The 13,058-nt window shown below is 53.1% G+C and carries 14 protein-coding genes and 1 other annotated feature; of the genes, 4 read left to right on the top strand and 10 right to left on the bottom strand.

Annotation, left to right across the window (positions count from 1 at the left end; all coding sequences use genetic code 11):
* Positions 1 to 127, bottom strand: a sequence feature (Thr leader region).
* The 3 genes from thrL to yjjY form a co-directional block, all read right to left on the bottom strand.
* Entirely contained in the window at positions 57 to 122 is a 66-nt protein-coding gene (gene thrL / locus FOB24_RS05375; RefSeq protein WP_032337689.1) for a thr operon leader peptide, read from the bottom strand. It overlaps the preceding feature by 66 nt.
* A 206-nt stretch (positions 128 to 333) precedes the next feature.
* Positions 334 to 1,020 carry a tRNA/rRNA methyltransferase gene (locus tag FOB24_RS05370; protein ID WP_150344638.1) on the bottom strand — a complete coding sequence of 229 codons (687 nt, stop codon included), beginning with the start codon at positions 1,018 to 1,020 and terminating at the stop codon, positions 334 to 336.
* A gap of 398 nt (positions 1,021 to 1,418) precedes the next feature.
* Positions 1,419 to 1,559, bottom strand: a complete 141-nt coding sequence (yjjY, locus tag FOB24_RS05365; protein ID WP_042998021.1) for a YjjY family protein — start codon at positions 1,557 to 1,559, stop codon at positions 1,419 to 1,421.
* A gap of 95 nt (positions 1,560 to 1,654) precedes the next feature.
* Between yjjY and arcA the strand changes: the two genes are divergently transcribed.
* On the top strand, positions 1,655 to 2,371 hold the full coding sequence (gene arcA / locus FOB24_RS05360) for a two-component system response regulator ArcA (protein ID WP_001194359.1): 717 nt from the start codon (positions 1,655 to 1,657) through the stop codon (positions 2,369 to 2,371).
* A 60-nt stretch (positions 2,372 to 2,431) separates the two neighbouring features.
* Here the strand turns inward: arcA and creD are convergent, their stop codons facing one another.
* Genes creD through creA form a run of 4 tightly spaced genes read right to left on the bottom strand, consistent with a single transcriptional unit; the run spans position 2,432 to position 6,450 of the window.
* Complete coding sequence (gene creD, locus FOB24_RS05355; protein WP_150344637.1) at positions 2,432 to 3,793, bottom strand: cell envelope integrity protein CreD; 1,362 nt, start codon at positions 3,791 to 3,793, stop codon at positions 2,432 to 2,434.
* Between the two features lie 57 nt (positions 3,794 to 3,850).
* A complete protein-coding gene (creC, locus tag FOB24_RS05350; RefSeq protein WP_150344636.1) occupies positions 3,851 to 5,275 on the bottom strand; it encodes a two-component system sensor histidine kinase CreC in 1,425 nt (474 codons plus the stop codon).
* Entirely contained in the window at positions 5,275 to 5,964 is a 690-nt protein-coding gene (creB, locus tag FOB24_RS05345) for a two-component system response regulator CreB (protein ID WP_085048350.1), read from the bottom strand. The genes creC and creB overlap by 1 nt, the downstream gene beginning before the upstream one ends.
* 12 nt (positions 5,965 to 5,976) lie before the next feature.
* The gene (gene creA, locus FOB24_RS05340; protein ID WP_038637033.1) at positions 5,977 to 6,450 is read right to left on the bottom strand and encodes a protein CreA; all 474 of its coding nucleotides are present in this window, start codon (positions 6,448 to 6,450) and stop codon (positions 5,977 to 5,979) included.
* 211 nt (positions 6,451 to 6,661) lie between these two features.
* Here creA and robA point away from each other — a divergent pair, with 211 nt between their 5' ends.
* On the top strand, positions 6,662 to 7,531 hold the full coding sequence (gene robA / locus FOB24_RS05335) for an MDR efflux pump AcrAB transcriptional activator RobA (protein WP_061382877.1): 870 nt from the start codon (positions 6,662 to 6,664) through the stop codon (positions 7,529 to 7,531).
* Here robA and gpmB read toward each other — a convergent pair.
* Positions 7,528 to 8,175, bottom strand: a complete 648-nt coding sequence (gene gpmB, locus FOB24_RS05330; RefSeq protein WP_069324097.1) for a 2,3-diphosphoglycerate-dependent phosphoglycerate mutase GpmB — start codon at positions 8,173 to 8,175, stop codon at positions 7,528 to 7,530. The genes robA and gpmB overlap by 4 nt on opposite strands.
* 52 nt (positions 8,176 to 8,227) lie before the next feature.
* Here gpmB and yjjX point away from each other — a divergent pair, with 52 nt between their 5' ends.
* On the top strand, positions 8,228 to 8,743 hold the full coding sequence (gene yjjX / locus FOB24_RS05325) for an inosine/xanthosine triphosphatase (protein ID WP_137346815.1): 516 nt from the start codon (positions 8,228 to 8,230) through the stop codon (positions 8,741 to 8,743).
* 55 nt (positions 8,744 to 8,798) lie between these two features.
* Here the strand turns inward: yjjX and trpR are convergent, their stop codons facing one another.
* Positions 8,799 to 9,125 carry a trp operon repressor gene (gene trpR / locus FOB24_RS05320; RefSeq protein ID WP_003837292.1) on the bottom strand — a complete coding sequence of 109 codons (327 nt, stop codon included), beginning with the start codon at positions 9,123 to 9,125 and terminating at the stop codon, positions 8,799 to 8,801.
* Positions 9,126 to 9,214: 89 nt separating this feature from the next.
* On the bottom strand, positions 9,215 to 11,152 hold the full coding sequence (sltY, locus tag FOB24_RS05315) for a murein transglycosylase (protein WP_150344635.1): 1,938 nt from the start codon (positions 11,150 to 11,152) through the stop codon (positions 9,215 to 9,217).
* Positions 11,153 to 11,359: 207 nt separating this feature from the next.
* Here sltY and ettA point away from each other — a divergent pair, with 207 nt between their 5' ends.
* Positions 11,360 to 13,027, top strand: a complete 1,668-nt coding sequence (gene ettA, locus FOB24_RS05310; RefSeq protein WP_150344634.1) for an energy-dependent translational throttle protein EttA — start codon at positions 11,360 to 11,362, stop codon at positions 13,025 to 13,027.
* Positions 13,028 to 13,058: the final 31 nt, after the last annotated feature.

Raw genomic sequence — 13,058 nt, 5'->3', positions numbered from 1 at the left:
GAAAAAAAAGCCCGCACTGTTTAGGTGCGGGCTTTTTCTTGTGTTTCCTGTACGCGTCAGCCCGCACCGTTACCTGTGGTAATGGTGATGGTTGTGGTAATGGTGATGCTGATGCGTTTCATGATGTTGTGTGCTCTGTAATTATTATCTGTCTGTCTTGTATTCTTTTAGGGTTAAAGTATCTGCTGACCTAAGTCAATAAATTTTTAAATTGATCACATTCCGAAACTTGTTCATGAGCCACTGCTTGCCCTTTTACTTTCAACCAATACAGTATGTCCGACCCACTTGAAACCAAAACAAAACGCCAATGATAAAACATTAACCAGCATTTTATTTTGTTATGTTTTTTTCTATATCATGTAAAAAACGGTGCAGCATTGCCGTGTCTCGCTGCCCTAATAAGCCCATTCGCTGTTGCAGCCAGTCGGTGAGTTTGATGTCGTCAGAAACGTTCAGCGTGGCTAATAAACGTAAAACGCGCGCGCGCAACGCCTGCAACTGAAGTTCATCCGTCACCTCACTATTTTTGGCCGGTTGTTGTATTAAACCTGCTAATTGATAGCAATACACCATCACCGCCTGCCCCAGATTGAGTGAAGGGTAGTCAGCCACCATTGGTACTCCGGTAAGGACATCCGCCAGTGCTAATTCTTCGTTGGTCAGCCCGGAATCTTCGCGCCCAAACACCAGCGCGGCGTGATCCATCCACGCAGATTTTTCCTGCAACAGAGGAACGAGTTCGACCGGCGTGGCGTAATAATGAAACTTCGCCCGACTGCGTGCCGTGGTCGCAACGGTAAAATCAACGTCGTGCAACGCTTCGGCAAGAGTTGGAAAAACGCTAATATTATCAATAATGTCGCCCGATCCATGTGCGACCCATCGCGTTGCAGGCTCCAGGTGGGCCTCGCTGTCCACGATCCGCAATTGAGTGAATCCCATGGTCTTCATCGCGCGGGCAGCCGCACCAATATTTTCCGCTCTGGCAGGGGCAACCAGAATAATTGTTAAACGCATTTCGATACTCTTTTGGCCAGTCGGCAGGTAATAATGTGACGCACATCAACATATTACGCAGCGCGAATTTACATATTTTTAACAGAAATCACTGAAAAAGGATTTCGCATCTAATAAAAAATGCTAAACTATTTCCAACCTGTACTATTGCTTTTTATGTTAACAGAAGTTGTATATCCTGCTGTTTATCCATGATAATTTAATTTAAAATGGATAGCATTGGTTGGATTCATTACATTTATTAATTAGCTCGTGCAACTAGTTGTAATATTGCAATTTTGTGATGAAAGCAAACATTTGGATGCGTTGATTTCATCAAACTGTTAACGTGCTACAATTGAACTTGATATATGTCAACGAAGCGTAGTTTTATTGGGTGTCCGGTACGTCTTAGCCTGTTATGTTGCTGTTAAAATGGTTAGGATGACAGCCGTTTTTGACACTGTCGGGTCCAGAGGGAAACTACCCACGACCAAGCTAATGATGTTGTTGACGTTGATGGAAAGTGCATCAAGAACGCAATTACGTACTTTAGTCATGTTACGCCGATCATGTTAATTTACGGCATGCATCAGGCAGGTCAGGGACTTTTGTACTTCCTGTTTCGATTTAGTTGGCAATTTAGGTAGCAAACATGCAGACCCCGCACATTCTTATCGTTGAAGACGAGTTAGTAACACGCAACACGTTGAAAAGCATTTTCGAAGCAGAAGGCTATGATGTATTCGAAGCGACAGATGGCGCGGAAATGCATCAGATTCTCTCTGAATATGACATCAACCTTGTGATTATGGATATCAATCTGCCTGGGAAAAATGGCCTCCTGTTAGCGCGCGAACTCCGCGAACAAGCTAACGTTGCGCTGATGTTCCTGACGGGCCGTGATAACGAAGTCGATAAAATTCTCGGCCTCGAAATCGGCGCCGACGATTACATCACCAAGCCGTTTAACCCGCGCGAACTGACTATCCGTGCTCGTAACCTGCTGTCGCGTACCATGAATCTGGGTACCGTCAGCGAAGAACGCCGTAGCGTCGAGAGCTACAAGTTCAATGGCTGGGAGTTGGACATCAACAGCCGCTCTCTGATTGGTCCTGATGGCGAGCAGTATAAACTGCCACGCAGCGAATTCCGCGCCATGCTTCACTTCTGTGAGAATCCTGGCAAAATCCAGTCTCGCGCAGAACTGCTGAAAAAAATGACCGGTCGCGAACTGAAGCCACATGACCGTACCGTTGACGTGACTATCCGCCGCATTCGTAAACATTTCGAATCAACGCCGGATACGCCAGAAATCATCGCTACCATCCACGGTGAAGGCTACCGTTTCTGCGGCGACCTGCAGGATTAATTCGATCCTCACACGTACAAAAACGGCGCTTTATGCGCCGTTTTTCATTTCACCGCTCCGCTATTTCCATATACGTAATTCATCACTCTCAACGGGTTGTGGCTCAGGAAGCGCTTTCGACGTTGGTTTTGGCTGCGCCAGCGAGTGCCAGTCAAGATGACGCGTCAGGAACATCACGCCACACAGCGCGAATAACAGCACGCTGGTGCCAAGCAGTAAAGAACTGTCCTGCGAACGGAGCAACACCCACATCACGCCATCCAGCCCCAGCAGCGCTACGGTGAACAAAATACTCTTGCGCCAACCCTGTAATATCGCCTGCAGATATACACCGTTCATCAATGCGCCCACAAGGCTTGCCGTAATCCACGCGGCGGTAAAACCAATGTGTTCTGACAACGCCAGCAGCAACAGATAAAACATCACCAGCGATAACCCCACCAGCAGGTACTGCATCGGGTGCAGTCGAAGGCTGGTCATGCTTTCAAGCACAAAGAAAGACATAAAGGTCAGCACAATCAGCAAAATGGCATATTTTGTCGCCCTGTCCGTCAATTGATACTGATCCGCAGGGGTGGCGACAGCAACGCTAAATGCAGGCATTCCCTCCCAGCCAATCTTTTCGCCATCAAAGCGTTCGCCGAGGTTATTAGCAAACCAACTGCTTTGCCACTGGGCATTGAATCCAGACTCACTGATTTCGCGCTTAGCCGGAAGAAAATCCCCAAGAAAGTTGGGATGCGGCCAATTGCTGGTTAAGATCATTTCACTGTTACGGCCAACCGGAACGACGGAGAAGTCGCCGGTTCCGCTCAAATTAAGCGACAGCGCCACGCTGAGATTTTGCGCTGCCCAGCTCGCGTTGGGTAGCGGAATATGGATCCCCTGAGCACGACCCGCCAGACCCGTTCCTGGCTCCACGGCCAGCGACGTGCCGTTAACCATGGGGGATTTAACCACGCCGATCCCACGCGCATCCCCCACGCCCACCACTATGAACGGTTTGCCGATACTGACATTAGGATGGTTTAAATCACTCAAACGTTCAGCGTTAAACTCGGCTTTCACCGCCAAATCGTTATGCCAGACCTGGCCTTCATAAATACCAATTTTACGCGCTTCAACGTTTTGGCTTCCCTCGACGACCAACGATTCCGGTAACCAGAAATGGATATAGCTGCGCTTACGTTGGACCTCTTTACCCTCTTCCAGCTCGGTATAAAGTTCCGTCACCGGAACGGCAATCAACGGGCCAACCATCTTTTGCGGTCCGCTGGTGCTCTGGCGGATTGCATCTTCAACATCATGGCGATAATCCGATCGCTCAACGATTATCTGCCTGACCATTGTGAGGGGAATTAACAACAGCAGCATAGCGCCGCCTAAGGTGACGATTTTCCAGAACAGGGGTGATTTCAACATAGCGTTCTCCTTTGCAATACCAGCAAGGTAGAACAGCTATGTGCGGGGAATTTGAAGTTATGTGAAGTGACGGTGAAGCGTAAACGAAGCCTGTGCCCCACCTTCCGGTCGATTGCGTAAGGTCACCGAGCCTGCATGCAGTCGCGCAACCTCACTGACAAACGCCAGTCCCAATCCGCTGCTCTTAAGCCCATTTTCACGGGGCAGCGAGTAGAAGCGTTCGAAAATACGCGGCAACGCAAAGTCAGGGATCCCGCTGCCGCTGTCGGTAACCTGCAACGTGACCTGATCCTCGTGCTGATGCGCACTGAGCACAATCGTCCCGTCCTGTGGCGTAAAGTCGATAGCATTGTCGAGCAAATTCCCCAATGCCTGCTCCAGCAGCGCGGGATCGGCATCAACGCTAAGCGATGAAGGCATAATAGTCAGCGTGATGTTTTTTGCCGCCAGTTGCACGCTCCGGGCCTCTTTGAGCTGGGCAAACAGCGCATCTACCGCCACCGGCGTCAACGTAATGTCCTGGCGATTCTCCAGGCGCGCCTGGCGTAACAAGGTTTCAACCAGCGCCTGCATGCGCGCATTTTGTACCAGAATATTATCGGTAAAACGCGCCACCACGTTCGGCGGCGGGCCTTCGCGCAAAATTTCCGCCGCGCCGCGAATGGCCGCCAGAGGACTTTTGAGTTCATGCGTTAACGCATAAACGTACTGCTCAATATAATTCTTGCCCTCCAGCTTCAGACGCATACTTTCCAGCGCCTGCGCCAGTTTACGTAGCTCACTGCTGCCTAAATCAGGTAGTGGGACGGGGCGATTCTCAGTAACGGAATCGGCATAGCGCGCCAGTCGGGCAATAGAACGGTTGATCCACCATACCATCCCCGCGCCAATCACTAAGGCGATCCCCAGCAATACCGCGCTGGCCCACAGCATCCGCCGTTCACTGCGTTTAATCACCGGCGCCATCGCTGCATTGGGTTTGCCAACGCTAAGCACCCCGATAATACGCCCGCCGTCAACGATCGGCGCGGCAACGTACATTACCGAACTTTCCGGATCGTTCGGATTTTGCAACGTACTGCGGGCGCCATACTGCCCACGCAACGTTAACCACACGTCATTCCAACGGGAATAGTCCTGGCCGAGCGCTTTGTTAGCGGAATCAAACAGCACCTTACCCTGCGCGTCCGTCATATAGACATGGTATTCATTACGCACTTTGTTAATGCCGCTGATATTGGCACGGAATGGGCGGTTATGCAGTTGGGAAAATGCTTGCGCCAGCTTACCGTTGGCGGGAGCGTCAGAGAGTAAATCATCACGCGCCAGCGCAGCCAGCAACGTGGCGGTATCAATCAATGTGCCTTCAGTCGCCCGGCGGACGCCAGGCTTAATTTCCTGCACAAAGATCGACAACACGAACCAGGCGGCAACGGCGACAATCAGGAAATAGCCGAGCAGCAAACGCATACCAATGCGCATCAGACGCTCCTCAGGCTGTATCCCATACCGCGATGCGTATTAATGGGCGAGATATCAGGGTTGATCGCCCGTAGTTTGGCTCGCAGCGTTTTGATGTGGGTATCGACCGTTCTGTCGAAGGTGTCCTGCGCATCGGCCCAGACTAAATCCATCAATTGCTGGCGAGAGTAAATGCGCCCCGGCGACATCAGCAGTGTTTTCAGCAACAGGAATTCATAGCGCGTCAGAGTTAACGGTATACCGAACCAGGTAATCTGCGCGGCCAGCTCATTAAGCTCAAAATCCCCGCAGCGCGTCGTTGTGGAAGGAGAGGCGAATTTTTGCACCCGCCGCAGCAGTGTACGTACGCGGGCGCACACCTCACGCGGCGAGAAGGGTTTGGCAACATAATCATCCGCGCCGATCTCCAGCCCCAGCAGGCGGTCCACTTCATCGCTGCGCGCGGTGAGAAAAAGGATCGGCAGCGCCGGATGACGTTCCAGCAGGCGTCGACACAGCTCAAAACCACTGATATCCGGCAGGCCGACGTCCAGAATTATCGCATCGGGGCATCTCTGGCGCGCATTTTCCAGCACCGGCAGCCCGCGCTCAAACGCTTCTACGCGAAAGCCTTCCTGCTGCAGCATGTAAATAAGCGTATCCGCGATGCCCTGCTCATCCTCAACCAACCAGATCAACGGCTGTTGCATTTTGCTTCCTTGTTATTGCCGCCACGGCATAATGGGCACAGCGCTGATGGCATTTTTGGGCGATCCATCAACCACTTTATCTGAATAGGCCAGATAGGCCAGCGCATTACGTTTTGCGTCATAAAAACGTACGACCTGTAAGGACTTAAACACCAGCGAGGTCCGTTTTTTAAACACCACTTCGCCTTGTGCTTTACCGTTCTTGATTCTGTCGCTCAGTTCCACCGGTCCTACCTGCTGGCAGGAGATGGCGGCATCAGAGGTATCTTCAGCCAGCCCCAACCCACCTTTGATGCCGCCGGTCTTGGCACGACTCACGTAGCAGGTCACATTGGTCACATCCGGATCGTCAAACGCCTCGACCACAATTTTATGGTCCGGTCCAAACATTTTGAACACCGTATCGACAGATCCAATCTGCTCCGCATGGGCGACTTGCGCCAACATCAGCAAAATTGAGGAAATGGCTAAGCTCTTATATTTCATATTGTTACCATTCTTAAAAGTTACTCTGGGTAATTATTCGACATTCTAAGATAAAACGTATACAGATCACAGGATTACAATAATCACGCTTTCGAATGTCCAAAAAAAGCATTTATGAGCAAAAAAAACACTGAATGCTAAAACAACAAAAAATGCTATTATCCTCATACCTGACGTCAGGTACTCGTTGTTGAAAGGATGAGGATATTTTATGGATCAGGCTGGCATTATTCGCGACCTATTAATCTGGCTGGAAGGTCATCTGGATCAGCCTTTGTCGCTTGACAATGTGGCGGCAAAAGCAGGCTATTCCAAGTGGCACCTGCAGAGAATGTTTAAGGACGTGACGGGCCATGCTATTGGCGCCTATATCCGCGCCCGTCGTTTATCGAAATCCGCAGTGGCGCTTCGCCTGACTGCGCGCCCTATTTTGGATATTGCCCTGCAATACCGCTTCGACTCTCAACAAACCTTTACCCGCGCGTTCAAGAAACAGTTTTCTCAGACGCCAGCGCTGTATCGCCGCTCGCCGGAATGGAGCGCTTTTGGTATTCGCCCGCCAATGCGACTCGGTGAATTTGCCATGCCTGCGCACGAGTTTGTGACGCTGGAAGATACGCAACTGCTGGGCACCACGCAAAGCTATTCCTGCTCGCTGGAACAGATTTCAGATTTCCGTCATGAAATGCGTATTCAGTTCTGGCGCGACTTCCTTGGCCATGCGCCTTCAATCCCGCCGGTGCTGTACGGGCTGAACGAAACGCGTCCGAGCATTGAAAAGGACGACGAACAGGAAGTGTTTTACACCACGGCACTGACGCCGGAACAAGCCAATGGCTATGTACCGGCGGCGCAGCCTATCCTGCTGCAGGGCGGCGAATACGTGATGTTTACCTATGAAGGGCTGGGGACCGGCGTACAGGAGTTTATCCTGACGGTGTACGGCACCTGCATGCCGATGCTAAACCTGACCCGCCGTAAAGGGCAGGATATCGAGCGATACTACCCGGCAGAAGATGCCAAAGCGGGAGATCGCCCGATCAACCTGCGCTGCGAATTCCTGATACCGATTCGCCGCTAACGCTGCAGCTCATCCAACGCAGGGGCGTCCAGATGTGAGATGTCCCCTGCCGTTTCAACCACCCATCCCGGCGCAAGCCATAAACTTTCCTGGTAATCAACGCGGGAAATAGAGCAATTGCGCAGACGCAGGCGACGTTCGGCCCATGCCGGCAACCCCAGAATCGTACTCACCAGGCAACCCAGCGCGATCCCGTGGCTCACCAACAGTGGGCGGCTCCCCTGCGGAAGGTCCAGGCAGGCTGCCAGCGCCGCGTTGACGCGATCGCTCAGCTCCTGCATCGATTCCCCTTCCGGAATACGCCCATCAACCGTACCGTTCACCAACTGACGACGCCAGCCCTCTTCTTCAGCCGTCAGCGTGTCGATATGACGTTTTTCCAGCACGCCCATATTCAGTTCACGCAGCCGGGAGTCATAAGTGATATCACAACCACAAGCCTGAGCGATGATTTCTGCTGTGCGTCGTGTACGACCTAAATCACTACTGATGACATGCGTAATACCCAACGAGCGGGCGCGTTCACCAACCTGCATGGCCTGCTGCTCACCTTTAGCGGTCAGTGGGCTGTCAGACTGGCCTTGAATACGTCGCTCGGCGTTCCACTGCGTTTCACCATGGCGAACAAGGTATACCTGTAACATGCTTTTTTTCCGTTATACTGCGATGCGATGAATTTTCAAACTGAGCTTTATTATGCACAAGGTTATCTCTGCTACCACCAATCCTGCCAAAATTCAGGCAATTCTCCGGGCATTTGAAGAGATTTTCGGGGAAGGATCCTGCCATATCGAACCCGTCGCCGTCGAGAGCGGCGTACCGGAACAGCCTTTTGGAAGCCAGGAAACGCGCACTGGCGCACGAAATCGCGTGGATAATGCGCGACGCCTGTATCCACAAGCTGATTTCTGGGTAGCCATCGAAGCTGGAATTGACGATGACGCCACCTTCAGTTGGGTGGTGATTGATAACGGCGTTCAGCGCGGTGAAGCGCGATCGGCCACGCTGCCGCTGCCCGCCGTTATTCTCGACAGAGTCCGCCAGGGAGAAGCGCTTGGCCCGGTGATGTCGCAGTACACAGGCATTGATGAGATTGGTCGTAAAGAGGGCGCGATTGGCGTATTTACCGCGGGTAAGCTGACGCGCTCAAGCGTTTACCATCAGGCGGTCATTCTGGCGCTTAGTCCGTTTCATAACGCGGTGTATTTATAGCATTGTGCCGGATGTTCAATCGTAGGCCGGATAAGGCAAAGCCGCATCCGGCGGATCAATTTTTCCCGAGCAGTACCTGCTCCAGCCACTGGCGCAGATCCACCGGCGCGGATTTCAGGCTGTTTGAACCGCGCGTAATGGTGGCGATGCCCGCCCCAAGCTCATTTTTCAGCTCGCGCTGGCTCATCTCGCCGCGCAACAGCTCTTCAATGATACGCACGCGCGTGCCCAACGCTTCGCGCTCATCCGGCGTCAACATCAAATTGAGTAGCGGCAAATGTAAATCTTGCTCATAGGCGTGTTTAAGTAAGTCGACAAAACGTAACCACTCCTGGTGACGCTGTTCTGCCATCTCTGCTGAATAGGGTGATTGCTGAGTCATAAGATATCGCCATCGTTGTGGGGGAAGCGTGCTTGCCTCCCCCTTTTGTACTCTTTAACGAGTACGATAGCATAACACAACCGATACGATCAGTAACGACGTTGCCATTCTGCGTCGCTCATCAGCTCCGGTTTATCGCCAAGGAAATAACGATAGTACGCATCGTAAGCCAGCACGTTCTTCACATAACCACGCGTCTCTGAGAACGGAATGCTTTCGACAAACGCCACGGCATCGATCCGACCTGCGCTATTACCCAGCCAGGTGCGCACGCGCCCCGGTCCGGCGTTATAGGCCGCCGATGCAAAGATGCGGTTATTGCCAAATTGCTGATAAACATACTGCAAATAGCTGGTGCCAATGTTGATGTTGGTATCAGGATCCAGCAGTTGACTCGGACTACTGTAACCCGGAATCGAGAACATTTTCACCGTGTGCGTCGCGGTGCCCGGCATAATCTGCATCAGCCCACTGGCACCAACCGGCGATTTCACTTTCGGGTTCCAGGCGCTTTCCTGACGCGCGATCGCCATCGCATAACTTGGCGGAATATCTTTCCCGCTGGTATAGCGGGTAAACAGATCTTTATAGGCCAGCGGGAAGCGCTCTTCCAGATGATCCCACAGTTTACCGGCGATCGTCGCCTGTACGCTCAGATCCCACCAATGATTGTTAAACGCGTAGCGCGCCAGCTGCGCCTGCTCGGACTTAGTGCGGCTGGTGACCAGATTTGCCCATTCACTGCGCGCGGTATTATCCAGATTCCAGTACATCAGCTCGCGTACGCGCGCCATTTCCGGTCCCTGAGTCAGCGCAGAGTCAACGTTCGCTGGCGCTTTATCCACCTTCAGCTCGTACTCTTCACCGAGGCGTTGCGCCGCCACCATCGGGTAGAAACCGCGCTGCTGCATGAGTTGATGCAGGATCTCTTTCGCTTCTGCCTCGCGTCCGCGCTCCAGCAGCAGATCCGCTTGCCAGTAGCGCCACTCGTCTTTTTCTTTTGCATCCATCGGCAGACGCGCCAGCCAGGTATTCAGGCCACGACGATCGCCAGTTCCCAGCGCCATCCGCACGCGACGCTCCACAAGCGAGGTGGAATTTGAGCGCATAATCGCATCATCACGCCATTTCGCCTGTTCGTCGGTGACGTCATTGCCCATCAGACGCCAGGCGACGATGTCGCGCAGCTCCTGAGTCTGCTCGTCATTTAACTGCTGCGCCTGCACCAAAGAGGGGATCATCAGGCGGGCGTTTTCGACATCCTGACGCGCCACGCTGGCAAAAGCCACCGCCGCCATCTGCCGGGTGAAATCCGTTGCGCCAGTGGTGCGCACAAAGGTCATTACGGTGTTTGGATCGTTAGCCAGCGCAATGATTGCCGACGCAATCGTCTGATATTCCCCAGGCATTTGCCCGGCCAGCGCGGTGACCAGCCCCGTATTGCCCGCTTTCATCGCCAGACGAATACGCTCCAGATAAGCCAGCGGATCCTGAGTGCCTGAGGCGCGCCACACGCCGAATAATTTGTCACAGGCGTTCGGCTGACTTTTCCCGGTCAGCCACAGCTCTTTCGCGCCCCGCCATGCCTCTTCGGTTTGTCCGGTACTCCATTTCGCGAAGTAATAGTTACATTGCGCTTCCGTGGTACCCGGTTTTTCCGGGCTAAACGCCAGCAGTCCACGCCAGTCTTCCCGTCGCGCCAGTTCATTCACAAAACGCGATTGCAGAGTACGCGCCGGGGGCAGCGTCGGGTTGGCGCGCACAAAATTGGTGACGGTAATGGTCGGCTGATTCATCAGATCGTCAGTAATCTGACGATATTCCAGATAGGGATACAGAGGATAGTTCTTCAGGCCGGGCATCATCTGCTCCACGACATCCATCTGTCGGTTATCCCAGGCCTGCTTAATTTGCGCATAGCGATTGCGCTGCTCATCCAGGGAATCGGCTCGCGCCACTTGACTGACCGTCAGCAGACATACGCTGGCCGCCAGCAGGCGCCAGGTAAATTGTTTGGCTTTGTCCACAAGCTCTTCCTCTTGTCATGTTACGTCTGTGCAGCATCATGCCGCTTAATTCATTCATGCTAACCAGACATTGCAGAATGCGCCACGTCACGGACACTTTTTTACTTTTGTTGCGAGTGAGATCTGCTGGCTGGGATTGGGCAATGAAAAAGGCTACACTTCGCTTTTGATAACTCTATTCATCACTATAAAAGAGGCGAAGTCCACGTGGCTCAATTCGTTTATACCATGCATCGTGTCGGCAAAGTCGTTCCGCCGAAACGTCATATTCTTAAAAACATCTCACTGAGCTTCTTCCCTGGCGCCAAAATCGGTGTACTCGGTCTGAACGGCGCGGGTAAATCTACCCTGCTGCGCATCATGGCCGGCATTGATACCGAAATCGAAGGCGAAGCTCGCCCACAGCCGGGCATTAAAATCGGTTACCTGCCGCAGGAACCAAAACTGAACCCGGAACACACCGTCCGTGAGTCTGTTGAAGAAGCGGTGGCCGAAGTCGTTAACGCCCTGAAAGCCCTGGATGAAGTGTATGCCAAGTACGCAGAACCGGACGCCGACTTCGATAAACTGGCCGCGCAGCAGGGCAAGTTTGAAGAGATTATTCAGGCGCACGACGGCCATAACCTGAACGTGCAGCTCGAGCGTGCCGCTGACGCCCTGCGTCTGCCGGACTGGGATGCCAAAATCGAGAACCTTTCCGGTGGTGAACGCCGCCGCGTCGCGCTGTGCCGCCTGCTGCTGGAAAAACCAGACATGCTGCTGCTCGACGAACCAACCAACCACCTGGATGCCGAATCCGTTGCCTGGCTGGAACGCTTCCTGCACGACTTCGAGGGTACCGTCGTGGCGATTACCCACGACCGTTACTTCCTCGACAATGTTGCGGGTTGGATTCTGGAGCTGGACCGCGGCGAAGGTATTCCATGGGAAGGCAACTACTCCTCCTGGCTGGAGCAGAAAGATCAGCGTCTGGCGCAGGAAGCTTCTCAGGAAGCCGCTCGTCGTAAATCTATCGAGAAAGAGCTGGAGTGGGTGCGTCAGGGCGCGAAAGGCCGCCAGTCTAAGGGCAAAGCCCGTCTGGCGCGCTTTGAAGAGCTGAATAACACCGAATACCAGAAGCGTAACGAAACCAACGAACTGTTTATTCCACCTGGACCTCGTCTGGGCGATAAAGTCGTTGAGGTCAGCAATCTGCGTAAATCCTACGGCGATCGCGTGCTGATCGACGACCTGAGCTTCTCGGTACCGAAAGGCGCTATCGTCGGCATCATCGGTCCGAACGGCGCGGGTAAATCGACGCTGTTCCGCATGATGTCCGGCCAGGAACAGCCTGACAGCGGCACCATCACGCTGGGCGAAACCGTGAAGCTGGCCTCCGTTGACCAGTTCCGTGACGCAATGGATAACAGCAAAACCGTGTGGGAAGAAGTTTCCGGCGGGCTGGATATCATGAAGATCGGCAACACCGAAATGCCAAGCCGCGCCTACGTAGGCCGCTTTAACTTCAAAGGCGTGGATCAGGGTAAACGCGTGGGCGAACTGTCCGGCGGTGAGCGCGGTCGTCTGCACCTGGCGAAGCTACTGCAGGTTGGCGGCAACATGCTGCTGCTCGATGAACCGACCAACGACCTGGATATCGAAACCCTGCGCGCGCTGGAAAACGCCCTGCTGGAGTTCCCGGGCTGCGCGATGGTTATCTCGCACGACCGTTGGTTCCTCGACCGTATCGCCACCCACATTCTGGACTACCAGGATGAAGGTAAGGTTGAGTTCTTCGAAGGTAACTTTACCGAATACGAAGAGTATAAGAAACGCACGCTGGGCGCCGATGCTCTGGAGCCGAAGCGTATCAAGTACAAGCGTATTTCTAAGTAATTACCGTTAAGCGCCGTATCCGGTCTACGAG

The organism is Citrobacter werkmanii (genome assembly GCF_008693645.1).
GTDB classification, from domain to species: domain Bacteria; phylum Pseudomonadota; class Gammaproteobacteria; order Enterobacterales; family Enterobacteriaceae; genus Citrobacter; species Citrobacter werkmanii.
The sequence above is the reverse complement of the archived record's forward strand: the minus strand, read 5'-3'. Positions and strand labels throughout refer to the sequence as shown.